The organism is Candidatus Saccharibacteria bacterium oral taxon 488, assembly GCA_010202645.1.
GTDB lineage: Bacteria > Patescibacteriota > Saccharimonadia > Saccharimonadales > Saccharimonadaceae > Nanosynbacter.
Genome location: CP047920.1, coordinates 272505 through 298653, shown reverse-complemented (window position 1 = coordinate 298653; position 26149 = coordinate 272505). Strand labels below are relative to the sequence as shown.

Genomic DNA, 26149 nt, shown 5'->3' with positions numbered 1-26149 from the left:
AATCACAACTTAAAAATGTCATCATCCATTAAGACATTTTGTCCTGAAGTATAATGACAGACTAAGTAACTCTAAGGTGTTAAATTAATATTTTTGTCCTCATCTATTGATTAGTGAAAAATAATCCGTTGTGATTACATCGGCAATTTCACATTCCCTTCACACACCCCTGCTAAACTGACATAGAACCAAGAAAGGAGATCTATGTCATTTGTACAACGTGCCTGGTTGTATATCACCAGGAAAAAACTCAAAACGCTGATTTTGCTGGCGATTTTGCTGTGTATGTCGACGATTATGCTGAGTGGATTTGCCATCAAGCATTCGACCGATGCGGCAGCGCAGTCGCTGGACAAAACGCTCAAGGCCGGCTTCACGCTGGGCAATAATCCGCGCACCAATCCGGGAACAGCCCGCGGCTCAGGAACGGTATCAAACAAAGACATCGACGCGGTGAAGAACCTGGAGGGTGTGACGGACTATGTCAAGCGCCAGAACGCCACGGTCGATTTTATCAATACCAAACTGGTGCCACTACCAAGCGGCGGCAGCGGCTATGATGCCCAAAAAGACAAACAATTTGGCAACGCCGCCACCATCATCGGCGTCAATAAATCTGAGTCCGAGAAGAAGTTCCGGGCCGAGTCGCTCAAGCTCATCGCTGGCCGGCACATCACCGAGAACGATTCTCGCAAGATTTTGGTGCACGAAGACTTCGCCAAGGCCAACAACCTGAAACTTGGCAGTAAAATTAAGTTAAAGGCTAACCAGTATGACACCGACAACGAGCATCCATCCAAGGACGAGGTTGAAGTGGAAATCGTCGGTATATTTAACGGCAAGAACCCAAAGCAGGCGACGTATCAGGTGGAGCTGTTCGAGAATTTGTTCTTGACCGACCTCGCGACGACCCGCCAGTTGAATGCCTATACCGAGCAAAATGAGATTTACCAGGACGCTACGTTCTTTACCAAGGGCACCAAACAGTTGGATGAGGTGATGGCGCGGGCAAATAAATTGCCGGTCAATTGGCAAAAGTATCAATTGAATAAGAATAGTCAGGAACTGGCTGGCGTGACTGGTGCGGTGAACGGCGTGTACGGCCTGATCGACGGCATGTTGTGGGCGACGGCGCTGGTCAGTGTCGCAGTGATTGGCATGGTGCTGTATTTGTGGATGAACGAGCGCAAGCGCGAAGCGGGCGTACTCTTGGCGACGGGCGTGCCGCAGTCAAAGATTGTGCTGCAATATATTGCTGAGCTAGTGATGATCGCGGTGTTGAGCTTTGGTGCGTCGTACTTTACTGCAGGGCTGATTGCTCAACAAATGGGCGATCACGTGGTATCGCAGGCGGCGCAGAATGCCACGCGTCAAGCTGGCAGCTCCTTGAACGGTGCGTCGCTCGGTGCTGATGCTGATTCGGTGACGTCATCACGCACGCTCGACAAGGTGACGGTTGGCGTGCAACCGACGGATCTGCTGGCGGTGTGGGGCGCTGGACTGGCGGTGATTATCATTGCGGTGCTACTGGCTTCGCGGCCGATTACCCAATCAACGCCAAAAGAATTACTAACCGAAGTGGATTAGGGGCGAACGATGACGATTATCAAACGAGCCTGGACGGCTGTGGCGCGCAAACGGCGTCGCAGCCTGACCATCGCCCTGATCATGACGCTGATTTTCACGCTGCTGATCGGCACGCTGACGGTACAGCAGACGATGGCGCAGCTGAAGCGATCGGTCGAGCGTAATATCCGCGCTGGTTTTAGTATCGCTAGCAAGCAGCCGTCGGGCGAGGTGCCGATGGATATAGCGCAGCGGGTGCAGCGCCTGGACAAGGTCAAAGCGCACAATTTCCAGGCAGAAACCGCTGCAGGACTGCCGGGTAAACAATTGATTGACACGGCAGGCAGCGGCGTGCAGCTGGACGCTAACGTGGCTGGCGAGGCGAAGGTCACGGGCGCAACACAGAGCGATCTGCTCGGCGAGTTCACCGGTCGATTCTATCAACTAGAGCAGGGTAAGCACTTGACCGAGCACGATCAAAACGCGGTGCTGATTCACAAAACGTTCGCCGAAAAAAATAATATCAAGCCAGGCGACAAGCTGGACATCACCAAAGACGGCCGGCGGGTGACGGTGACTGTCGCAGGAATTTTCAGCGGCAAAGGCGAAAAGCCAGCGGTCTTACAGTCCGACATGGCGGAGAATCATCTCATTACTAATTTGGCCGCAGCGCAGCAGCTGACGGGTAGCCAGCAGCTAACGCGAGCGACGTATTTCGCCGAACATCCGCATCAACTGAAGTCACTAACGGACCGCGCCAAAAGCCTACCAAACGTCGATTGGCAGAAATTCAGCCTGACCGACAACGGGGCGGTATTCGCCGGCATTCTCCAAAACATCGCTGGCATTCAAAACATTTTGACAATTGCCACTATCGGTGCGGCCGGGGCAGGGTTGGCGGTGCTGTCGCTGGTGCTGGTGTTCTGGGTACGCGGTCGCTTGCATGAAATTGGCATCTTGCTGTCTATCGGCACGTCGAAGCGGCAGATCATCGGGCAGTTCTTGGCGGAACTCGCCATCATTGCCGCAGTCAGTTCGGTGTTTGCGCTCGCCATCGGTTCGGTCGCCTCGTCGCAGATTTCTACCGCCCTCACAGCGCAAACCGACCAAAGCCAGCGCATAGAAAAGGCTGCGGTGCAAGCCGCGCCAGTAGCGACCTACCTAGAGGCTTTCGCCTTCGGCTACATGGTCGTTCTGCTATCAGCCATCGCTGCCACCGCGCCAATCATGCGCCAATCACCAAAGCAAATTTTAGCAAAATTAAGTTAGGAGTTATTATGTCAATACTTACTTTACGCGATATCATTTACTCATACGCCGACGGCACCAGTAATGTGCTGAATGGGATCAATTATCAATTTGAAAAAGGCAAATTCTACGCCATCGTCGGTAGTTCTGGCGCTGGTAAATCGACGCTACTGGGGCTACTAGCGGGGCTAGACACGCCGACTGGCGGGCAGATTTTGTTCGACGACGAAGACATCGCAGAGCAGGGCTACTCGCATCATCGCAAGCACAATATCTCGCTGGTATTTCAGAACTATAACCTGATCGACTACTTGACGCCGCTAGAAAACTTGAAATTGGTTAATTCCAAGGCTACCAACGAAACGTTGCATGCCATGGGTCTGGACGACGATCACATTCACCGCAACGTCATGAAACTGTCTGGCGGTCAGCAACAGCGTGTGGCGATCGGACGAGCGTTGGTATCATCCGCACCGATCATCTTGGCAGACGAGCCAACTGGCAACCTGGACGAAACCACCGCCGCCGACATCATCGACATCCTACGCCAGGCCGCCCACGAAAATGACAAATGCGTCATCGTCGTCACTCACAGTAAACAGCTGGCTAAGCAGGCAGATGTGGTGTTGAAGCTGAAGGATAAGAAGCTACGGGCATAGCGTCAGGCCTGGTGCAGCCCACGTCACTTACGGTACGTGGAGCGACCGGGTCGACCGACGATGATAGAATCATAAAACCCCCATCTCAAGCAAGAGGTGCGCGAGGCAAAAGCCGGAGGCGCACCTTTTTGCCTGTAGTTAACTGTTGCAGAATAGCGACCTCAGCTATAACTAGGTACGATGATTACCCACCATTTCAAGCTATACCCCAAGCCGCTTGCTACCATTTCCCCCAAACAGCACTTCACGCTATAATAACCATATGCATTTTTATCAATCATCAAGCGACGAGGCGCTGCGGCGACTTAGTTCCTCGGATGGCGGCCTGAGCGCGGCCGAAGTCCAGCGCCGCCAAAAACGCTATGGCCTCAACATCATCAAAATCCAATCCGAACCGCTCTGGCGCATCATTCTCGAGCCATTCCTCGACATTTTTATGCTCGTCCTGCTCATCGCCGCCATCATCAGCCTCTGGCACGGCGAGGCCATTGACGCCATCATCATCTTTGTCATCGCCGCCATCTCGGCCGTTATTTTCTACATTCAGCGCTTCTCAACTGACCGTGTGCTACGCAGCCTGTCCCGTCACGACGCCCAAAAAGTCGACGTCCACCGCGTCAATCGCACCACGCGCATCGACGCCAGCCAGCTAGTTCCGGGCGACGTCGTCTCGCTGGCTGAGGGCGAGAAAGTTCCCGCCGACATCCGCCTCATTCGTAGCGCCAACTTGCGGGTGGACGAGGCGCAACTGACCGGCGAATCACTGCCAATCTCCAAACAAACCGACGCCCTCACCGGCACCAAAGAAATGTACGAGCAAACCAACATGCTGTTTCAGGGCTCATTCGTCGTCAGCGGCACCAGCACCGGCGTGGTCGTTGCCACCGGCAATCAGACAGAGTTTGGTAATCTCGCCATGCTTTCCAAGCGCGAATCGACCCAAAGCCCAGTCCAGCGAAAAATCGACACCCTGATCACCAAAGTCATCGCCGCTGTCTCGGCTATCGCCCTCGTCGCCTTTGGGCTGAGTTTGCTGCGCGGCATGGATGTACTAGAGAGTCTGCGTTTTGTCATGGCCCTAGCGGTAAGTGCCGTGCCGGAGAGCTTGCCGATTGCCATTTCCGTGGTGCTGGTCTTGGGGATGCGGCGGATGGCCGCCAAAAAGGCGCTGGTGCATCAAATGCGCGCCATCGAGACCATCGGCGTCATCACCACCATCGCCACCGACAAGACGGGCACGCTGACCAAGAACAAACTGACCGTTCAGCAAACGTGGACGCCGGACGAGGCGACAGAGGACATCGACCGCATCATCGGGCTGGTGGTCAACCGCGCTCACGCCAAGAGCCACGATCCGCTGGATATCGCCCTCAATGAGTACGCCCGCAAGCAGAGCGCCAGCCCGCGCCACGTACCAGTTCGTGACCTGCCATTCAGTCAAGCCCATGCCATGTCCGCCACCATCTGGCATCACGGCCGGCAGTTTCGCTTGTACGTTAAGGGTGCGCCCGAAGCCATGCTGGCAGCCTGTCGCGTGTCAGCCCGCACTAAAAAGCGCGCCGGGCAAATGCTTGATGAGATGACCGCCCGCGGCTACCGGGTGATTGGACTGGCGACGGGCGAGCTAGACGAGATAATTGATGGCTTTGATCAGCTCGGCAAGCAGCGCCTGACACTTGCTGGCTTCGTGGCCGTGGCCGACGTACTCCGGCCAGAGGCGCCGCGAGCCATCCGGGCCGCCCTGAAGGCGGGCGTGTCGGTGCGGATGATCACCGGCGATCATTTCGAGACGGCCTATCAGATTGGCCGGGAACTTGGCATGGTCGAGAACCGCAACGAGGTATTCGACTGCCGTGACATGGCCAAGTTGTCTGATGATCAGCTGGACGCCATCGTCACCAAAACCAAGGTCTTCTCCCGCGTCATCCCCGAGCAAAAATACCGCCTACTGACCATTCTCAAAAAGCACCACATCACCGCCATGACCGGCGACGGCGTCAATGACGTGCCGGCGCTGACCAACGCCCATGTCGGCGTGGCCATGGGGTCGGGCTCGCACATCGCCAAAGACGCTGGCGATATCATCCTGCTCAACGATAATTTCAAGACCATCATCGACGCCATGCGTGAGGGTCGCACCATCATCGCCAACATTCGCCGGATGCTGTTTTATCTACTATCGACTAATACCGGCGAGCTAATTACCATGCTCGGCGCGCTGCTCATCGGCATCAAGACGCCGCTGGAGCCAGTACAAATTCTGTGGGTTAATCTGGTGACCGACACCTCGATGGTCATTCCGCTTGGCCTGGAGCCAGGCGAAAAGCAGGCCATGAACCGCCCGCCAGAACGCCCCGACACACCGATTCTCAGCCGCCAAATGATCTGGCGGATGGTCATCGTCGCTGCCACCATGTCAGTCATCGCGCTGGCGGTCTACATCTTTTTCGAGAAGCATTACGGCCACGACTACGCGCAGACGCTGGCCTTTATCTCACTAGTGGTCAGCCAGTGGGCCAACGCCTTCAACGCCCGCTCCGACAGCGAGTCAATCTTCACTCGCCTCAAGGTCATGAACGCCAGTTTTTACGCCGGTATCAGCTTGTCGATCATGTTACAGCTACTCGTCTTCTTCGGCCCACTTGGCACGATCCTCCACATCACACCGATCAACTTCTGGCACGGCGCACTCATCGGCCTCGCCTCGTTTGTCATACCAATTCTCGTCTCTGATTGGTATAAGTATTTTGCAAGAAAGAGTAGGGTCTAGACTTGATATAATAAAAATATGAACAGGAGACTTCCACGGAACGTTAAAGAATTATTAGATAAGTCTATTGACTCTGCCACACAGGCAATATCGACATACAATGATCCCAGGAGCTCATTCAGGACTGGCAATTTTACAGTTCTAATGATTATCGCTTGGACTGCAATAACGCATGCCTATTTAGAGTACAAAAAAGTAAATTATTTTTACAAAGAAAAGAATGGTAGATACAAGAGGATTGACGGTGACAAAATGGCATGGGAATTATCAAGATCCGTGAAAGAGATTTTTGATACCGGCGATCCAATTCGAAAGAATATTGAACTTTTTATCAAGCTACGTAACAAAATTGAACATCGTAATTTACCAGCTCTCGATAAAGAACTAATAGGCGAAAGCCAGGCACTGGTTTTGAATTTTGAAGATTGGTTAATAGAGAAATTTGGCGAACAATATGCCCTAATTGACACACTCTTCGTGCCAATACAGCTTTCACGGTCATTAAAGCGAACCCTTCCTGTGAGTAAGGACGAGACGTCTGTGATAAACTTCGTCAAAGATTATCGCGGACTTCTTGAAGCAGAAGTAGAAAATTCACAACAGTATTCATTCAAGGCGTACTTAATTCCTAAAATTGGCAATCATCGCTCATCCTCAGATCTGGCTATAGAATTCGTTAAATATGACTCAGATAATCCACAAGAAATGGAAAAATACGATGAAGCAATCATTGCCATAAAAGAAAAACAAGTACCCGTAGCTAATATTAATTTTCTAAAGCCAAGTATGGTCTTAGAAAAACTGAAAGAAGAAGGCTACATTAAGACAATGAGTTGGCATACTGATATGTGGCACAAGTATAAGGTAAGGCCTACGAATGATACAAAAAATAGATCCAGCTGTAAATCAGAGTATTGCGTATACGATAAACCACATAATGATTATTTATACACAGACGCGTGGGTTCAATACTTGATTGAGAAAGAATTAAATAAATGAGTAATCCTAATCCTGTATTCTTGAGGCTTATCTTATTATTAGAAAGCTAAATTGAGGCGACTAAAGTAACTTAGGTCTGTAGGGCTTAGAGCATATTAGTAACAATGCTAATGTTACAAACAAACCGCCCAGCCACTCCGGACTAGACGGTTACTATATAAAACTTGGCTGGGCCGGAGGGATTCGAACCCCCGAATGCCAGGACCAAAACCTGGTGCCTTACCACTTGGCGACGGCCCAATACCAAGGATTAGTGTAGCATAATAATCACCTAATTACCAGCCTTGCGATTGGGCTCAAAACGCGCTACAATCGTCATATGCATAAGCAGTATGGCTTTACTATCGTCGAAATTATCATTATCATCGTGGTCATCGCGATCCTCGCTACCTTAGGCGGCCTCGTCTGGCGCAATGCCTACAACACCGCTCGCGACAACGAAACCAAGTCAAATATTTCAATGCTCAAGGAGGCGATCGAGAAATATCGTTCGGATAACGGCGAATATCCATGGCCGACGAGTGCCTGCACCATTTATAACACCGCTAATATGAAAATTTGTAATGGCGGCGAGCTCGGCGCACTCCTCATTCCACGCTACATCAAGCAGCTGCCGAAAGACCACGAAGGCCGCGACTATTGGTATCTCGCAGCCACTGACACGACCCACGCTTCCAGCGTCGTGCCGACCCGCTACGCCATAAAGGTGCCGCTCTCAGATGGCACCACCTGCCGCACTGGCCGCAATATGCAAAACGGCTGGTTTGGCGGCGTGCCAGAGTGTAATTTCTAATTTGTTATAATAACTCTTGATGAAACGACAGAGTTTCGAGACGCTGACACTGGAGAAAATCGTCGGCGGCGGGCAAGCACTGGGGACGCTGGCTGACGGGCGTAAATGTTTCGTATGGGGCGGGCTACCAGGCGAGACCGTCACCGTTCGCGTTACCAAAAAGAAATCGCACTTCGTCGAGGCAGTCGTCGAGGAAGTAATCTCGCCAAGCCCCGACCGCATCCAGCCGCGTGATCCGGATAGTTATCTATCGACCAGCCCGTGGCAGATTATGCCGCTCGAAGTTGAGCAGACGCATAAGGCACAGTTGATTAATGATGCGTTTACCCTGCATAATGTCACACTACCAGCGGCGATTGATATTTATTGCGACAATGTCGCATATGGTTATCGCAACAAAGTTGAATTTAGCTGGTACAGCGAATCGGTAGTATCCCGAGCGGTATCTCAGAAAGAACCTGGGGCTGTCTCGGGTCCCGGATTATTTTCTGATGATACCCGAGGAATAGACGCGGATGGCGACAGTGAAGAATCATCTGGCGATACGCTTGATTTAGCATTTTTTCGCCGCGGCAGCAAAGGCAAGATTGTCGTCGATGGCACAAGTTTGGCACACCCTGCAATCAACAACTTGGCGCGTACGATCCGCGATTTACTGCGCCATAAACACGTCTCGGCTCGCCAGCTCAAGACCCTACTCATCCGCTGCGATCAGTCGGGGAGTTGCGTGTGGCAGCTGTATATCAAGGATCGCTTGCCCGAAATCATTACCGCTGATGAAGTCGCCAAACTACCGGCTCAGGGCGGGGAAGTCATCTATTCCGACCCGCGCTCACCAGCCAGCCGCATCACCGAACGCCTGGCACGTTTCGGCAACACCACCCTGACCGACACCGTCCTTGGCGTGCCATTCCGCTACGCCTGCGAAGGCTTTTTCCAAGTCAACATCCCGGTTTACGAGCAGGCACTGCGCGATATGAAGGAGTGGGTGCCGTACAATAAGGCACACCAAGAGCGCCAGCTGGATCAGTTGGAGACACATGGCTACACCGATAATCAACAGCGAGCAATATCTCAGAAAAAATCTGGGCAACTTCACGTGGGTCCCGGATTATTTTCTGATGATATTCGAGCTGTCAGATTATCAACTCTCGACCTCTACGCTGGCGTCGGCACCATCGGCCTGACCATTGGCGGCGGCAACGTCACGCTGGTGGAAATCAACACCGATGCTGTCCGCGAAATGCAGCGCAACATCACCGAACTTGGTACCGACGCCCGCGCCGTCCTCGCTCCCAGCGAACAAGCCCTCGACCACATTACAGGCAAGGAAATCGTCATCGTCGATCCGCCGCGCGCCGGCTTGCATCCCGATGTTATTGCAACATTGTTGCAAAAACTACCGCCACGTATCATTTATCTCAGCTGCAATCCTGTCACCCAAGCCCGCGACGTCGCCTTACTCCAACAACACTACCGCATCGCTTGGCACCGTGGCTACAACTTTTTCCCACGCACGCCGCATATTGAACACTTAGTTATTATTGACAAAATTTCATAATCTTATTGTATTATTGACAAAAACCCTTGACGTTTTGTTCTCGTATTGATATATATATCAGCTTTTGTTGACGAGTTGAGTGAACCCTTGTCCGAAAGTGTAGTTTGACAAGCAGAGAAAGTTTTGATTTGAGATGGGATGTTGCGGTGCGTCACAAGAAGCACCAAAACACCCCATCTCGAGTCGACCCATTCGGGTGTCGACCAGTGTTTTTCACACGAGCATCCGCTCGGGTGGGGAGGAAGAGTATTATGCCCAACTATAAGGTTATTTCAATTAGTATAAAGTTCAATGATGGCACTAACCTGCTTAGCGCCATTATTGACGCGAAGATGCTTGCTCAATTGCACGACCGGGAGGGGCAGACTGTGGTTAGGTTCAAGTTCAATAAGCACACCATCCAAGTATGTTCCAATTCCGATCCAATCTCCATAACGAAGGCTCTCATGAAAGCAAAGCAAGGGGGGACCATTGGACCGTGACCTACCTGTACATGACTCAAAAGGAGGTGATTGATAGATATACACTAGTTACGAACTGGCGGGCAAAGTTAACTTTCCTCCACCTTCTGCTTGTCAGTTCGCTCCATAGATGCGTGTCTATGCTGATGAGTCGGAAACGACGAAAGCGAACTTTTATCCAAACATAACCAGTTGCGCCGCCAAAGCTTCACGGGTAATCTCATCCGCTCGCTCGCCGATGAATACGATTTTTGCCGCCTCCTCAGGCCTGGCATTAGTTAGCTGAATCTGCTGCTCGGTTGCCTCCACATGCTGGCGCGCGCCGTTGTCGTTGATGAAGCAGCCCTTCATTCGCCGCAGGCCATACGCCGCAAATAATTCCGGCCATATTTTTTCCAAAGTCGCTGCCGTAATTTTCATGCCTGAAACGTCCAGCACGGCGTACGTCGGATTATCCGGCACCGCCAGCTCGCCGTCGTACGTATCAAAAAATGCCAGTAGTCCCGACGGCGTGGTTAATTTACTGAGTTCAAACCGACCGTGCGGCGCACTGAACACCTTGGCGTAGGGCAGAGTGTGCAATTTTTCCTCGTACTCGGCGCGCTCATTTTCACTTAGCAAATCTTCCTTAGTCACTAAAATCACGTCTGCTGCCTGCAGTTCAACCTCGTGCGCCGGCTCGACACCATTAAGAATCTCGTGCGCATCGATCACGTAAAAACTCTGCATCACCTCATACTTATTGAAGATTTGTGCATTAATCAATTTCTCGACCAAGTTCATCGTTCGCGCCACGCCCGTCGCCTCAATAAACACTGGCGCCGGAGAATTCCGGCAAAAGTCCAGCAGCATCCGTGTCAGCGCGTGCTTCGACGAGCAACACACGCAATCTCCCGCCAGCGTCGTTACCATCTCCGCCAATCCCTCCAGCCGATAGCCGTCGACATTTTCATTGGCATATTCATTTTCAATCACTCGCGCGCCCTTATAGTCACTTTGTTGCAATAAGAATTCCAGCACGCTGGTCTTGCCGGCTCCCAGCGAGCCGTTCACCAAATACAGCGGCACCTTGTCAACAACCGCCCGCGCTTCGTCAAACGCCGCATTAACACTAAATTCCAAATCATCATCGCGTTTCGCCATACATCTATTATACGTCATCACGACCAAGGTGATATACTAAGGCTATGAAAGTCATTCTGGCCCTTGGCAATCCTGGCAAAAAGTATACTTACACGCGGCATAATGCTGGCTTTTTGGTGGTTGACCAGTTGGCGGCGGAGCAGGGTGCACAATTTAGCAATAAGCCCAAATTCTTTGCGGATATTGCTAAGCTAAATAATATCAAGCTAGCCTCAACTGCTGACGCAAAGTCGTTAACCGCTAGTCCGCAGGAAAAAGTTCTCTTGGTCAAACCAACGACGTACTATAACGAAGTCGGCGTTGCCGCGCGGGCGCTCATGGATTTTTATAAATTGACGCTGGATGATTTACTGGTTATTCATGACGACACTGACCTTGATTTTGGTAAAATCCGTATCCGTAAAGGCGGCCGCGACGCTGGCAGCAACGGCTTAAAATCGCTTCATGCTCACATTGGTTCTGACTTTTGGCATATTCGTATCGGTACAGACAATCTACTGCGGCGGCAAGCCTCAACCGACCGTTTTGTTATGATGAATTTTAATAGCGATGAATTAACTATTTTGAAAAATTGGGCCATCCCAACGGTGCAAACAATGATTCATGACTTTTTATCCGATCACATTTCAGCCATAAGCGTCAAATTATAACCCCCGACATATCACTACATCATTACGCCTGCGAAATTAAAAATGCTTATTGCAACAATGTCGCAATAAGCAAGCGATATCGCCCGAAACAAAAAGCCACAAATATCAATTACCGTCGCTTTCGCGGCACAATCCTCGCCGCGCCATGTTTCAGCCGCCGCTCAGCATTATGTAATTTCGCTGCGGCTGCTTCTTGCAAATTAATCGCTCGCGCCTCCAGTATACTACTACCAACCGCCAAACTCACAAACAATAGCCCCAGACCACCCGTCGCCCATTCCGGCAGTTCCAGATGAAACAGCTTAGCAATCATCATCATACCCAGCGCCATAATCGCCCAGTGCGCACCGTTTTCCAGATATTTATACTTGCCAAGCACGCCCGTCCGCAGCAAATACACCGTCAGCGAACGCACCCAAATCGCTCCGGCGCCGAGCCCCGCCACGATCAGCAACACACTGCTGGTAATAGCAAACGCGCCAATGACGCCGTCGAAGCTGAAACTGGCATCCAGCACCTCCAGATAGAGCAGGCTAGCGAACGCCGCCCAGCCAACCTTGACCTTGACCGATTTAGCATCATCCTCATGAAAGAATGAGCCGAACAGCTCCAGCCCGATGTGCAGTATAATCCCCAATACCGACGAGATCAGCACCAGCGCTCGATGCGGCGGCTCGACCGTGAAATACAGCACCGCCGCCACGCTCAGCATCAGACATACCTTGAAATTCTCAAACCGCCCAGCCTTGGCCAGCCACGGCTCGACATGCCGCATCCAGTGCACGCGCTTGTTGTAATCAATGAAATAACTGAGGCCGATCATAATCAAAAACGCTCCGCCAAACGCGTCGATCATCGGCGACGCCTCGTGCAAAATATGCCCGTACTCGACCGGCTTGTTCAGCGCCAAATCGACCACCTCCATAAAGCCGTGACCGCTCGCCACCATCACGATGATAATCGGCAGCACGAACCGCACCACAAACACCGCCACGAAAATACCGACCGTCAAGAACACCTTTTGCCAAACCTGGCTCATGCCGGCCAACACCTTGCTGTTAATCACCGCATTATCGAAACTAAAGGTGACCTCCAGCACCACTAAAATTACGAACAACCACAGACCATTAAGGCCTAGTTGGGTGAAAATCAGCCCGCCCAACGCCAGCGTCAACAGCGCCGAAAACCAAAAAATCCGAAATGGGTGATGCGAGTGTAGCCAATGTTTCATACTGAGTTTTAGTATAGCATGCTAGGCGGAGAGTAGTATAATAGAAACTATGCCGTCACTACAGACAATATATCAGCACGCTGGCGCCTGGTTCAAAAACCACAGCGATGCAATCCGATGGACTATCGTCGGCCTGTTTGGCATCGTTGTGATGCAGTATGGTTTACAAATCGACCTCTGGCTGATTGCTCATCCGCCGCACACATGGGCCGAGACGTTGGCGCCATTGGCACAGGATTTCCTGACACTAACCTGCAGCGTCATCGTTGAGGCCACACCGTTTCTCATCATCGGCATCATTGTTTCCGCTCTCATCCGCCGCTTCCTACCGCCAGACCGATTGCTGAAAATCCTACCCAAACACACGCTCATCCGCCGCATTCTCCTCTCGCTCGTCGGCATTGCGCTGCCAGTCTGCGAGTGCGGCAATGTGCCAGTCGCCCGCAGCCTCCTAGCGCACGGCCTCAAACCCGCCGACGTCATCAGCTTTCTCCTCGCCGCGCCGATCCTCAATCCGATCACCATCATCGCCACCATGACCGCCTTTAGTTTTGAACCACGCATGGTCTGGTGGCGCATCGGCTTTGGCTTTCTGATCGTCCAGCTGACCGCTTTGATCGTCAGCTTCATTCACCCCAGACACGTCCTCCAGCCGTCATTTGCTGCCTCCTGCACCGACCGTCACCCAACGACCTTTCGCCACATTCTCGCTGATTCTCGCAACGAATTTTGGCAACTCACCACCATGCTCGTCCTCGGCGCCATGATCGCTGCCGCCACCCAAGTCTTCGTCCCGCGCTCCATCATCAACGCCGTCGGCGGCGACATCATCCTGTCGGTCATCGCCATGATCGGCCTCGGCTTTGTCGTCTCTATCTGCTCCAGCGTCGATGCGTTTTTTGCGTTGGCCTACGCCCGTATCTTTACCAATGGCTCCGTTCTCGCCTTTCTGCTAACTGGCCCGATGATCGACATCAAGCTCATTCTCCTCATGAGAAGCACCTTCCGCCCGCGATTTATCCTGCTGGTTATGCTCATTATTTTCAGTCTGTCACTCGCGATAGGGATCGGAGTCAATCTATATGCACGCTAAGTTCGGCTCATTGTTACGCGCTGGCGGTGGGCTACTCGCCTGTGGCTACATCATCCTCATCGCCGTCCGCGGCCAGCTCGGCTTTTACATTCATCCGCGCTACCATCTGCTCGCCGTCGTGGCGGCCATGACTGGCGGTATGTTACTAATCCTCGATATCATCTTGCAGCTACGCCATAACCCAGCAGGGAAGCGACGAGCCTCCGCTGGCGCGACAACCACGAAGCACCCAGAAAAGCCGCGGCGTAAAATCTCTCTACTTTCAATCATCACCGCCGGCATCCTCGCTCTGGCCATCGTCCTGCCGCCGCGCCCACTGTCCTCGTCCAGCGCCGCCAACCGCGCCACGTCCGGGCCAACCAGCACGACCGGCCGCTGCGAAAAACCAGAGCCGCTTGACGGCAAGCCCGTTTCCATGAACCGCTGGCGTAACGCGTTTGATGACTGCCCGAATGACAGCTTTTTTGACAGCGTAACCATCGACGTCACTGGCTTCGTGGCGCGCGACCCGAGTGGCTTTTACGACAACCGCTATTTCGAGCTCTCGCGCTTCGTTATCAGCTGCTGCGCCGTCGACAGCACCCCGATCAATATCCTCGTTAAATCCCCAGACGCCGAGCGTTACCGCAACAACCAGTGGCTACAAGTGCGCGGCCAGGTTAAACGTGAGCTATCCGGCGGCCGAGCTGTCTATGTGCTCACTAACCCCACCATCACCCCAACCACCGAACCAGCCAATCCATACGAATTCCTCGGTGTTTAGCTACTCGTTATTATTGCGACAATGTATCAATTAGTGCTACACTTCGTTACTGCACGGGCTTATACACAAAGACTGAATTAATCACCTCATCGGTCGGATGATATTCCTCCATCAGCCGCACACCCTCAAAAGCGTGAGCATCAAATCCTGGATAGAGCAGGGTGCGCGCCCCGTACGCCCCGCGCGCGATCAGTCGCCCATCTGGTTTGAGCGCTGGTCGTACATGATCAACAATTGCTTGCTTTTCCGCCAGCGTTTCGCCAGCCAGCCCCGCCACATATATCGCATCATACCGCCCCTCATCCAACGCTACCGACTGACCCAGACCAGTCACAAATTTACCCGGCCAATTAAGTGCCGTGGCAAGGCCGCGTGATAACTCAATCGCCTCGTTCGATGCATCAATATGGGTAATCTGCGCTCCCGTTAATTGATGCAACCACCAGCCCGTCAGCGGCAACGGCCCGCTACCGATCATCGCAACCTCCGAGGAGTCACACAGCCACAGCCCAGCTCGCCCCAGTAGTCCAATCTCACGCCGCGTCAACTCTTTATAATTCTCATGATACGGAAACGCTTCCAGCTTTGCCCACGGGTTATCCGCCTTCGTGATACGCCTCGACCAGTACTGCTCCAGTTTTCCTTCGGCTACCGCGCAGCGCTGCTGCACCTGACGGCGAATATCCTCGTCGCACAGTAGCGGCTCCTCACCGTGCGCCACCACTGTCTCAACTAATTTGGTAAATGCCGCATTAACTTCCTCAGAAGGTGTGAGCTGCGGCAAGCTCAGCACTCGTTTAATACATTTATCCATAACTCATCAGTATGGCGTATTGTGTAGCTTATTGCAATTTTGTCGCAATAAGTGCTACAATTGCGACATGGATACCTTACGCGACATCTTTCGCCAAGCCGACCTTCGCCTGACCAAATCACGCTGCGAAGTCTTTACGGCACTCGAATCTATCGACGTACCACTGACCATCGCCGAAATCGCCAAGCGTTGCCCGAACACTAACCGCACCAGCATCTATCGCATTCTCGAAACCTTTCACGAGCTCCACGTCATTAACACCATCCACATCGGTTGGAAAGTCCGTTATGAGCTCGCCGAGCCATTTATCAAGCATCACCACCACCTCTACTGTACGCGCTGTCATAACGCCGAACCGCTGGAGACACCAGAGCTAGAGCGGCTCATCACCTTGATCGGCCGGCGCCATCACTTCCGTGTCGAGCGCCACCACTTTGAACTCGAAGGAGTGTGCCAGGCCTGCATGGCAGCTGGTGATACGCAGCCCGACCCAACCAAGACCAAAACGACGAGCCAAGCCTAGCCGACCGCCGGGCAGCAGCCACCCAAAAATAGCAAACATACGGGACCCGATACTCTCTTACAAACTACACCTCAAGCTTTGCCCGTAGCATGTCGCGCTCACGCGTCAGCGCCCGGTAGCGCTTAAACGCGCTCATCAGTTCGTTGCGCGCGGTCGCGTCTAGGTCAAAAATCGCGAGCAGCACCGAATCAATTTCCTTGACCGCCCGCTGCGCTTCTGACAAATTCGCCACGCCCGGCACCGTATCGAGGTATTCCTCGCGAATCGCTTCGGTCTTTTTCTCGTATAGTGCCAGCCGCTTGGCCGGGCTCTCGGCCGCTTTTTTACTCAGCCGGCCCAGCGCCTTTTCGTACTCCTGTCGCGCTGCCAACACCGTCACATAATCAATATTCAGCCCGAACAGCCGCGCCGCCAAGCCACCGCGCTCCTGTTCAATCGCCGCCATTTCTCGCTCAATTGCCGCCAACCGCCGCGTTACCTCGCGCCGTAGTTTCTTGACCTGACGACCGGCCCGCAGCCGCTGCCAGCATCGTACCAGCCCCCAGGCCTGCTTGTCCACCACAGTCACACCGACCTCAGAGAGCACCGCCCGGTACAGTTCGTACCGCATAAAATCTTCAACCTGCTGCCGACAGACCTCAATTGGCTGCCGGGCAAACGCTAGCGTTCGCTGATACGGCTTTTTCTCTCGCTTTGACGTAAACTGTGACCCCGCAAAGGCCAGTCGCTCCTCCTCGAGCCGCACCGGTATCATCATGGCGATCAGCCGTTGCTGCGACGACGTCTCAGCCAGCAAATCCTCCCGTAAGGCTTGTTGCAACATTGTCGCGTTATGTGCCGAAGCAATTGTCTCTAGCCTCGGCAACCATTCGTCCCGCCATGCCGTCAACATGTCGTGCATTGTGCGCTTGCTACGATTCAGCACCCGCGCGTCTCGTCGAAATCGCCGCGGCACACGTACCAAGACGGCGGCCGCTTGGGCTCGAAACACCAACGGGCGCTCTTGGCTTAACTTGACTAAGGTATCGTGCTCAATTATCTGCGTCATATGCCTTCACTATACTATTTTAGAGACAAAAAGTCAATATTATGCTCACGCATATTCATCTAACGTCTCGCTTTCCGGCAGGTCACCTCACACTAATTCACGCCCAATCTTCACTTACACGGTGCAAGATCACATCAAAAACCCAACTAAAAAAGCGCCAGGTAAGGGTGGGCATCACCTGGCGCTTTGTTACCCTTCAACCCACCCGAGCTACCGTCTCAGTGAAGCGTCGTGACTAAAACTCCAAAAGTCCGCGCCTGATTATAATATCAACACCATCCAGTGCTCACCTTAACAGAGGTCGCCTTCAAAAAAGGGCAGTTAAAGGGGTTAGTATGCGCGTAACGTTGAATCGCAAAAAGTGGAGGGTAAGAATACTTAATGCCATTGCGCGCAACCTAACATATTAGTTAGAATAGGGGGTATAAGGTGCTTTTGATTAGCGCTTTAACTAACCAATCGCTCCTGATTATAGCAAGCATTTGACAACATGTCAATACTTTTTATCACAAAAGTCATGGAAATCAATAGAATCCATCCAGATGAGCATAATTTTACCCAGAGGTTGGCAAGTATTGCTAATCCACCGAAAAGCTTGTGTTTCATGGGAAATTTGCCAGATAGCGGCGCACCGGTCGTGGCAATCGTTGGCTCACGCAAACCCTCGGCGTACGGCCGGGAGGTGACTGAGCAGCTGGCGGGCGACCTGGCAACAGCCGGCTGTATCATCGTCAGTGGCTTGGCGCTCGGCATCGACGGCATTGCCCAGAAAGCCGCCCTCGAGGCTGGCGGCACAGTCATCGGTGTCATTCCCAATGAACTACCTGACATCTCGCCGCAAACCAATTACAAATTAGCTATGAACATCATCGAAAACGGCGGCGCTATTCTATCCGAGTGGAAAAAAGGCGACGGTAAAATCGTCAATCGCTGGAGCTTTCTAGAGCGCAACCGCTTGGTCTCCGGCTTGGCTGACGCCGTCATCATCACCGAGGCCGCCGAACGCAGCGGCACGCTGAACACCGCCGCCCACGCCTTGTCCCAAGGCCGCGATGTCTTTGCCGTGCCAGGCAATATCACCAGTCCGCTGTCTGCCGGCTGCAACGCGCTACTCAAACAAGGCGCCCTCGTCGCCACCACCGCTACGGACATCCTCGACGCTATCGCCCCGTCAGCCACTCAACCCGTCACCGACCAAACCATCGTCCCCCTCGGTGAAACCCCAGCCGAAAACACTATCATTGGCTTGCTCCGGGCCGGCCTGAGAGACGGCGACCAACTACAACAACAATCCGGCCTCACCCCAGCCGACTTCGCCACGGCGCTAACCATGCTAGAGATCAACGGCGTAGTCAAACCGCTTGGGGCGAATAATTGGACCCTTAACTAGTACTAGTGTCAACAATGCGTCTATGCTTGTGGCGCTTCTGCCACGATGCTATGCTAGTCTCAATGAATAGAGAATTATCAAGGCCCAATACAACCATTGAAACGTGCCATAATCCAGACACCCCTATCGACCCAGAGGTATCAGACGACATACTCACGCTACCCAATCTCGTTACCATAGTAGGTGGACTATGCAGCATATACGGCATCCAAAACGCTGACACCGTTAAGGGTATCGCCGCCTTGGTCGTTGGCGAACTGTCAGACAAGGCTGATGGAGCACTAGCGAGACGCCTCCATCAGCAATCAAAACTTGGCATCAAGCTTGACCCCATCAGAGATAAAGTGGTCGCCGCCACTGCACTCCTAAAGATAGTAGAAGACGGCCTCGCCTCAAAGACTGTCGTTGCATCTATGACCAGCCTCGAGGCGACCAAAGCAATAGCCACGCTCATAGCGGAACAAAAGCACCGCCAACTCCCCGACCAGGCCAAACCGCTCCGACCAACACAGGCCGGCCGTATCAGTAGCGCCCTCGTATCGACCGCAACATCACTATACATACTCAGCGGTTCAGCAAGGTCGTTTGGCCACGAGAAAACAGCAAAGATACTCCGTAGCCTCGGTGACGGAGTATCTAAAGTATACTTACCATTTGCCAGCCTAGCAGCCGCTCAATATATGATACGTGCCGCCAAACTCAGTAAGCAAGTCAAGGAAGAAATACGCCGACAGCAATAAGAGGCTCTCGCGCCCAAACACCCTCGGCGGTTGTGGTTGCGAGGTGATTTGATATAATATAAAGTTATGAAAAATCTCGTCATCGTCGAGTCGCCAGCTAAAGCGAAAACCATTGAAAAGTACTTGGGCAAGGATTTTCATGTCTTATCAAGCGTGGGACATATCCGCTCAATCGTCAAAAAAACCAAGGACGGCACGCCACCAATTGATGTGGCGAATGATTTTTTTGCTGTCTACGAAGTCGATCCCGAGAAAAAGAAAGTCATCACCGAGCTAAAGAAAAACGTCAAGGCCGTCGGCAAAGACAATGTCTGGCTGGCCACCGATGAAGACCGCGAAGGGGAGGCCATCGCTTGGCATCTCTGTAAAGTGCTGGATTTGCCGATTGAGACGACCAGGCGCATCGTCTTTCACGAGATCACCAAGGACGCTATCACCACCGCCATCCAGAACCCGCGCACCGTCGACATGAACCTGGTGCAGGCACAGCAAGCCCGGCAAATCCTCGACCGGCTGGTTGGTTTTGAGCTCAGCCCCGTGGTCTGGCAAAAAGTACCGGGCGGCAAGTCAGCCGGCCGCGTCCAGAGCCCGGCAGTACGTCTGTTAGTCGAACGCGAACGAGAAATTATGAAGTTCGAGGGCAGCTCACAGTTCAAGGTGACCGCCATATTCATCCATGATAACCAAGAATTCAAAGCCGAGCTCAACCAGAAATTTGATTCCGAAGCAGCCGCCCACGAATTCTTGAACAGTCTCAAGCCAGCCACATTCACCGTCAGCGACATCTCCAAGACGCCCGGCACTCGCAACCCAGCCGCGCCGTTCACGACCTCGACTCTGCAGCAGGAGGCCAACGCCAAGCTTGGCTTCAGCTCCAAAGCCACCATGGCCTCGGCCCAGCGGCTCTACCAAGACGGTAAAATCACCTACATGCGTACCGACTCGGTCAATTTGAGCGGGCAGGCTATCGCCAGCGCCACCGACTTTATCAAGCGGCTGTACGGCCCAGATTATTCCACCGTCCGCAAATTCAAAACCAAATCCGCCTCCGCCCAAGAAGCCCACGAGGCCATCCGCCCGACCGACATCACCCGCGAAATCGTCACCTCCAACGAGTACGACCAAAAACTCTACGACCTCATCCGCCGCCGCACCCTGGCATCCCAAATGTCGGCAGCGAAATTGGAGAAGACCACGGTGGTAATTGCTATCGGCGGCGCTCGGGCATCTCATAAAACAATCCGGGACCCACATAAGCCAGCCCAGATTTTTTCTGAGACGCCACTCGCGCCAGATGCGCCAGCGCCAGCGACACCTCCCGCGCTGGAGGCTGTGAAACGTTCGCGAGGAGCGGACGTTTCAGCCGAACGCTCGCGTAGTATCTCCAGTGGAGATGCAAGCGAAAAGAGTACTCCAGAGAAGGAGCGTGGCGCTGGTGATGCCGATTTTGCTGACGATGTCCGAGATGCGACCGCAACAGACCTACACTTCGAAGCCAAAGGCGAAGTCATCACCTTTGACGGCTTCTTGCGCGTGTACGGCGGCGGCAAAGACGAAATCTTGCCGAAGCTCCACTCTGGCGACACACTTGAAACCCACGACATCACCGCCCGCCAAACCTTCGCCCGTCCACCGGCCCGCTATACCGAAGGCTCACTGGTTAAGAAGCTCGAAGACCTCGGTATTGGCCGGCCAAGCACCTACGCCACTATCATCGACACCGTACAGACCCGCGGCTACGTCGAAAAAGGTGACAGCGAAGGCCAGCCGCGCGACGTCATCGTCCTCAGCTACAACGGCGAAGAGGTCAGCCGCGACGTCGTTCAGGAAAAAACCGGTTCCACCCGCGGCAAGCTCATCCCAACGCCAAGCGGGGAACTGATCGCCGACTTTTTGACCGACCATTTCACGCAAATCGTTGACTATGATTTCACCGCCAATGTCGAAACTGAATTTGATAAAATCGCCGCCGCTGATCTGGCTAAAAGCGCCATGCTCCACGGATTTTACATGCCATTTCACAAATTGATTGAACAATCAGGCGGCATCGACCGCAGTAAAGTCGGCGCCAACCGCGAAGTCGGCATCGATCCAAAATCTGGCAAGCCAATCCTGGCGCGCTTTGGCCGCTTCGGTCCAATGTTGCAGCTGGGAGCCACTGACGACGAGGACAAGCCACGCTTTGCACCGCTACCGAAGGGCGCGAAAATTGAGACCGTCACCTTAGAGCAGGCACTAGAAATGTTCAAACTACCGCGCGTCGTCGGTCAAACCGAAGACGGACAAGACATCAAGGCCAACATCGGCCGCTTTGGTCCATACATCCAAGTTGGCAAGCTCTTCGTCTCCATCAAGCCTGAAGACCCGCACACCATCACCCCAGAAAAAGCCCGCGAACTCTACGCCGCCAAGCTCCAGGCCGAAGCCGAGAAAAACATCGCTGATTTTGGTGACGGCGTCAAAGTCCTTAACGGTCGCTTTGGCCCGTACATCACCGACGGCACGAAAAACGCCAAAATCCCCAAAGACACCGACCCAAAAACCATCACTCACGAGCAGGCCTTGGAGCTCCTAAAGGCCGCACCCGCAAAACCCACTCGCCGCGGCCGCGCCTCGGCCAAACCATCCAAATCCCCGAGAAAGAGCAGCCGTGCAAAGAAATAATTGACTCATAAAATAACCTAATCAAGCCATATTTTATTAGTGCTGCATAGACCACATTCCCATAATTCACAAAATTAAAAACTATCACACCATTTCATTGCAAAAATTGTTAAATACATGCTATAATTATGGCGTACTATACGACTTGCTTGACACGAAAATATTTTATTGTATAATAGCAATATCGTCATATATCAACATAACTTCTGAGGTGAGGCAGAGAGGATTTAACATAAAGCCATGAGCGACACACAAGAACAGAGCGCACCAGACAAGCAGCTTCGGCAAGCGGCCGAGGATGTTTTGGCGCAAATTCCGCAGGAGCGCGAGAAAGAGATTATTAGCCGTCGCTTTGGTTTATACGGCAGCAAAGAGACGCTGGAGCAGATCGGCGACATGCTCGGAATCACTCGTGAGCGTGTCCGCCAGCTCGAGAAGGCTATCCTCGTTCGTCTGCGCCTGTTGGTGGCTGACGGCGGCATACCAAGTGCCTCGGCCGCTGAAAAGATGGTTACCTCACACCTGTCAGAAATGGGCCGAGCTGCACCGCTGCATAATCTCGCCAAGCACGTCCTCGGCCGGGATGTCACCGATAGCGAACGATCACACGTCGCCTTTATCGCCGAGCTCAATCCGTCGATCAACATCATCACCGAGAACGATGACTATTACCACTCAGCCATCATCGGCACGCCAAACGACGAGAAGAATATCAAGAAGCAAGTCGAAGAAATTGTCAAAGCCATCAAACAGCACGGCGAGCCAGTCACCGCTGAGGAACTACACAAAACGCTCAATTACGAACACCCATCCAACATTGCCGCGCTCGCTTCGATCAGCAAGAAACTAGCTCACCTCCGCGGCCTGTGGGGCCTGATCAAGTGGCCGCTCGTCAACCCAAAAACCATTCGTGACAAGATTTTCGTCATTCTCGACAGCAACGGCCAGCCAATGCACTTCTCGGACATCGCTAAAGCCATCAAGGACAGCGATTTCAAGCGCAAAGATGTCACCATCCAAGCCATTCACAATGAGCTCATCAAAGACAAACGCTTCGTCCTGATAGGCCGCGGCATCTACGCCCTCGAATCATGGGGCTACGCTCGCGGTACCGTCGCTGACATCATTGCCAGCGTCCTACGCGAGGCCGGCGAGCCGCTGCACCGCGATGAAATCGTGAAGCGCGTCCTCGACAAGCGTCAAGTCAAAGAAACCACCATTCTGCTCAACTTGCAAGCCAAACCGCAATTCCAACGCTCCGCCAAGGCCACCTACATTCTGGTCAGCGAAGCCTAGGTTTGCATTTATCTATAAGGGGTGAGATAATGAAATAGCATGGAAATTATCTCTTCGATGATTAGTTTTTTAACACAGTGGTACGTCTGGATACCCATCACAGCCGTGCTGTCATTCTTGACGTGGCGCAACTATCAGCGGGCCGACGAATTCGAACCGACCGAGAGTGTGTTATTAGTACTCGAAATCCCCAAAGCCAACGACAAGAAAGAACTAGCCGCCGAGCAATTATTCGCCAGCCTGCACGGTATCTTGCGCGACAAACGCGAACTTAGGTTATCGGGCGGGCGACAGGAGCATATCAGCTTTGAAATCGCCTCGGTCAACGGTCAAATTCGTTTTTACGTCTGGGTACCCCGGACGCTACAGAGCTTCGTCGAGGGACAAATTTACGCCCAGTACCCAACCGTTCAAATCCACGTCGCCAGCGAAGATTACACCGAGCACGAGCGTGAGCACTCCACCGTGTACACCACTGAGCTAACCTTGACGGCGCCAGAGTTCTTGCCAATTCGCACCTTTCAAACCTTTGAAGTCGATCCACTGGCGGGAATTACCGGTACGCTGGCCAAGCTAGAATTGACCGGCGAGGAACTCTGGGTGCAGGTACTCATCAGGCCGATCGCCGACAGCTGGCAACAGTCCGCTGATCGCTGGATCGCCAGCGTCAAGAGTGGGCATAAACTCATCCCCGGGCTCGGCGGTGGCGGCCTGCAATGGATCGGTACGCTACTCGAGGCCCTCTGGAGACCACCGGGCCAGGGAAGTGATGGCAAAAAAGCGCCCGAGCTATCTGAGCGTGACAAGACGCGCGTTTCTGAGGCAGAGAAGAAGGCCACTAAATTAGGCTACGACGTCAAGATCCGCCTGGCGTACCTCGGTGAAGATCAAACCAGCGCCAAGCTACATATGCAGGCGCTGGTCGGTGCTTTTAAGCAATTCAACTCAACCAACCTCAACGGCTTTCGCGCCGTCAAGGGTGCGTTCGGCAAGGAGTTTCTCGACAAGTACCGCAAGCGCGCGTTTTACGGCGATGGCTACATCTTGAACATCGAAGAGCTAGCTTCTGTCTTTCACTTGCCGCACACCAATGTCGAGACGCCAAACATCGTCTGGGCCAGCGCCAAAACCGCCGAACCGCCGTCCAAGCTGCCTGTTCTGACCGGCAGCGACGCCAATGACGACCAAATTTCCGCCTTTGGCGTCACCAATTTCCGCGGCATCAACCATCAATTCGGCATGCTGCGCTACGACCGCTCGCGCCACGTCTACATCATCGGCCAGACGGGGGCAGGTAAGTCGGGTTTACTGGAGCTGTTCGCGCTCAGCGACATCTTTCACAATCAAGGCTACGCCATCATCGACCCGCACGGCGACTTCGCCATCAACAATATGAAATTCATCCCCGGCTCACGGCTGAACGACGTCGTCTATTTCAACCCGGCCGACACTGCCTATCCACTCGGCTTCAACCCGCTGGAAGTCACCAACCCGAACCAAAAAACCAATATTTCATCAGAGGTCATCGGCGTTCTGAAGCGTATGTTTGGCGAGAGTTGGGGCCCGCGGCTGGAGTACATTTTGCGCTACACCATCCTGGCGCTGCTCGACCGCCCAGAAACAACCATGCTCGACATCACTCGCATGCTGACTGATAAAAACTTCCGCAAAGAAACGCTAGGCTATTGCCGTGACACCGTGGTCTTGCAGTTCTGGAACGTCGAATTCGCCAGCTGGAACGACAAATTCGTCGCCGAAGCGGTCGCGCCAGTCCTCAACAAGGTCGGCGCCTTTACCGCCAACCCCATCATCCGCAACATCATCGGCCAGCCCAAATCCACCTTCAACATCCGCCAAATTATGGACGAAGGCAGAATTCTCATCGTCAATTTGTCCAAGGGTTTGATCGGCGAGGACAACGCCGCCATCCTCGGCTCATTCCTGGTCACCAAGATTCAGCTGGCTGCCATGTCGCGCTCTGACATCCCTGACATCCGCGACCGCCGCCCATTCTATCTTTACGTCGACGAGTTCCAGAACTTTGCCACCGATTCATTTGCCACCATCCTGTCTGAAGCCCGCAAATACGGCCTCAATCTGACCGTCGCCAACCAGTACATCTCACAGATGAACGAAACCGTGCGCGACGCGGTGTTTGGCAATGTTGGCACCATGATCTCGTTCCGCGTGTCTGCCGACGACGCACCAATCCTCGCCAAACAATTTGAGCCGAATTTTGAAGCCGTCGACCTCTTACAGATGCACAATCGTAATTTCGTCATCAATATGGTCATCGGGGGAGAGAAGACCCCGGCTTTCTCCGCGCGCACCCTCGAGCTCCCACCAAGCCAAGCCGACAACACACCGCACATCATCGAACATTCGCGGCGTATGTACTCACGGAGCCGGGAAGACGTTGAGCGAGAAATTGCCGCCGTCATCATGCCACCGCGCCCGCAAGCCGTCGCCGCAGCCGCACTAGCCCAGCCCGTTCAGGCGGCCACTAATCAACCGGTGCAGGGAGCCACGGCCACTAACACCCAACACCCCGCACCACAACCCGAACCCGTCACAGACAGCGGCGAAGTCATCTTGCAAATCCGCGGCAACAGCGCATTTGAATCAGCAGCTACCGACACCACCACACCGAAGAAACGCCGACGACGACGGAAGAAGAGTTCGACATAAGTATAATTTATGGCTTACACACCAGAGATTCCTCTAGATCGTCTCATCA

Annotated in this window: 20 protein-coding genes and 1 tRNA gene; 16 read left to right on the top strand and 5 right to left on the bottom strand. The window is 53.3% G+C overall.

Annotated features, from left to right (window positions below):
- Positions 1 to 204 precede the first annotated feature (204 nt).
- The 5 genes from GWK77_01535 to GWK77_01515 all read left to right on the top strand — a co-directional run bounded on the left by GWK77_01535 (position 205) and on the right by GWK77_01515 (position 7242).
- Positions 205 to 1587 carry an FtsX-like permease family protein gene (locus tag GWK77_01535; protein QHU92857.1) on the top strand — a complete coding sequence of 461 codons (1383 nt, stop codon included), beginning with the start codon at positions 205 to 207 and terminating at the stop codon, positions 1585 to 1587.
- A gap of 9 nt (positions 1588 to 1596) precedes the next feature.
- Positions 1597 to 2835 (top strand): FtsX-like permease family protein, encoded by a 1239-nt coding sequence (locus tag GWK77_01530; protein ID QHU92856.1) that lies wholly within the window; start codon positions 1597 to 1599, stop codon positions 2833 to 2835.
- 8 nt (positions 2836 to 2843) lie between these two features.
- Positions 2844 to 3473 carry an ATP-binding cassette domain-containing protein gene (locus GWK77_01525; GenBank protein QHU92855.1) on the top strand — a complete coding sequence of 210 codons (630 nt, stop codon included), beginning with the start codon at positions 2844 to 2846 and terminating at the stop codon, positions 3471 to 3473.
- A gap of 262 nt (positions 3474 to 3735) precedes the next feature.
- Positions 3736 to 6243 carry an HAD-IC family P-type ATPase gene (locus GWK77_01520; GenBank protein ID QHU92854.1) on the top strand — a complete coding sequence of 836 codons (2508 nt, stop codon included), beginning with the start codon at positions 3736 to 3738 and terminating at the stop codon, positions 6241 to 6243.
- 18 nt (positions 6244 to 6261) lie between these two features.
- A complete protein-coding gene (locus tag GWK77_01515; protein ID QHU92853.1) occupies positions 6262 to 7242 on the top strand; it encodes a DUF3644 domain-containing protein in 981 nt (326 codons plus the stop codon).
- 165 nt (positions 7243 to 7407) lie between these two features.
- Here GWK77_01515 and GWK77_01510 read toward each other — a convergent pair.
- A tRNA-Gln gene (locus GWK77_01510) sits at positions 7408 to 7482 on the bottom strand.
- Positions 7483 to 7561: 79 nt separating this feature from the next.
- On the opposite strand from GWK77_01510, the gene GWK77_01505 reads away from it, so the two are divergent.
- Together GWK77_01505 and GWK77_01500 are read left to right on the top strand one after the other, a co-directional pair.
- Complete coding sequence (locus GWK77_01505) at positions 7562 to 8035, top strand: hypothetical protein (GenBank protein QHU93412.1); 474 nt, start codon at positions 7562 to 7564, stop codon at positions 8033 to 8035.
- Between the two features lie 19 nt (positions 8036 to 8054).
- On the top strand, positions 8055 to 9596 hold the full coding sequence (locus GWK77_01500) for a TRAM domain-containing protein (protein ID QHU92852.1): 1542 nt from the start codon (positions 8055 to 8057) through the stop codon (positions 9594 to 9596).
- 635 nt (positions 9597 to 10231) lie between these two features.
- On the opposite strand, the gene GWK77_01495 is transcribed toward GWK77_01500, so the two are convergent.
- Positions 10232 to 11200, bottom strand: a complete 969-nt coding sequence (locus GWK77_01495; protein ID QHU92851.1) for a hypothetical protein — start codon at positions 11198 to 11200, stop codon at positions 10232 to 10234.
- A 44-nt stretch (positions 11201 to 11244) separates the two neighbouring features.
- On the opposite strand from GWK77_01495, the gene GWK77_01490 reads away from it, so the two are divergent.
- A complete protein-coding gene (locus GWK77_01490) occupies positions 11245 to 11850 on the top strand; it encodes an aminoacyl-tRNA hydrolase (GenBank protein ID QHU92850.1) in 606 nt (201 codons plus the stop codon).
- Between the two features lie 109 nt (positions 11851 to 11959).
- Here the strand turns inward: GWK77_01490 and GWK77_01485 are convergent, their stop codons facing one another.
- Complete coding sequence (locus tag GWK77_01485; protein ID QHU92849.1) at positions 11960 to 13081, bottom strand: DUF475 domain-containing protein; 1122 nt, start codon at positions 13079 to 13081, stop codon at positions 11960 to 11962.
- A 49-nt stretch (positions 13082 to 13130) separates the two neighbouring features.
- On the opposite strand from GWK77_01485, the gene GWK77_01480 reads away from it, so the two are divergent.
- Positions 13131 to 14174, top strand: a complete 1044-nt coding sequence (locus GWK77_01480) for a permease (GenBank protein ID QHU92848.1) — start codon at positions 13131 to 13133, stop codon at positions 14172 to 14174.
- The gene (locus tag GWK77_01475; protein ID QHU92847.1) at positions 14164 to 14937 is read left to right on the top strand and encodes a TIGR03943 family protein; all 774 of its coding nucleotides are present in this window, start codon (positions 14164 to 14166) and stop codon (positions 14935 to 14937) included. Before GWK77_01480 ends, GWK77_01475 begins: the two co-directional genes overlap by 11 nt.
- Before the next feature lie 46 nt (positions 14938 to 14983).
- Here GWK77_01475 and GWK77_01470 read toward each other — a convergent pair whose 3' ends face one another.
- Positions 14984 to 15751, bottom strand: a complete 768-nt coding sequence (locus GWK77_01470) for a methyltransferase domain-containing protein (GenBank protein ID QHU92846.1) — start codon at positions 15749 to 15751, stop codon at positions 14984 to 14986.
- Between the two features lie 67 nt (positions 15752 to 15818).
- Between GWK77_01470 and GWK77_01465 the strand changes: the two genes are divergently transcribed.
- Positions 15819 to 16274 carry a hypothetical protein gene (locus GWK77_01465; protein QHU92845.1) on the top strand — a complete coding sequence of 152 codons (456 nt, stop codon included), beginning with the start codon at positions 15819 to 15821 and terminating at the stop codon, positions 16272 to 16274.
- Between the two features lie 64 nt (positions 16275 to 16338).
- Here GWK77_01465 and GWK77_01460 read toward each other — a convergent pair whose 3' ends face one another.
- Positions 16339 to 17322, bottom strand: a complete 984-nt coding sequence (locus GWK77_01460) for a hypothetical protein (GenBank protein QHU92844.1) — start codon at positions 17320 to 17322, stop codon at positions 16339 to 16341.
- Positions 17323 to 17839: 517 nt separating this feature from the next.
- Between GWK77_01460 and dprA the strand changes: the two genes are divergently transcribed.
- From dprA to GWK77_01435, 5 genes are all read left to right on the top strand, one after another.
- The gene (gene dprA, locus GWK77_01455) at positions 17840 to 18712 is read left to right on the top strand and encodes a DNA-protecting protein DprA (GenBank protein QHU92843.1); all 873 of its coding nucleotides are present in this window, start codon (positions 17840 to 17842) and stop codon (positions 18710 to 18712) included.
- 62 nt (positions 18713 to 18774) lie between these two features.
- Positions 18775 to 19452, top strand: coding sequence for a hypothetical protein (locus GWK77_01450; protein ID QHU92842.1), 678 nt, complete (start codon positions 18775 to 18777; stop codon positions 19450 to 19452).
- 66 nt (positions 19453 to 19518) lie between these two features.
- Entirely contained in the window at positions 19519 to 22116 is a 2598-nt protein-coding gene (gene topA, locus GWK77_01445) for a type I DNA topoisomerase (GenBank protein QHU92841.1), read from the top strand.
- A 240-nt stretch (positions 22117 to 22356) separates the two neighbouring features.
- Positions 22357 to 23412, top strand: a complete 1056-nt coding sequence (locus GWK77_01440; protein ID QHU92840.1) for a hypothetical protein — start codon at positions 22357 to 22359, stop codon at positions 23410 to 23412.
- 39 nt (positions 23413 to 23451) lie between these two features.
- On the top strand, positions 23452 to 26100 hold the full coding sequence (locus GWK77_01435; protein QHU92839.1) for a type IV secretion system DNA-binding domain-containing protein: 2649 nt from the start codon (positions 23452 to 23454) through the stop codon (positions 26098 to 26100).
- Positions 26101 to 26149 lie beyond the last annotated feature (49 nt).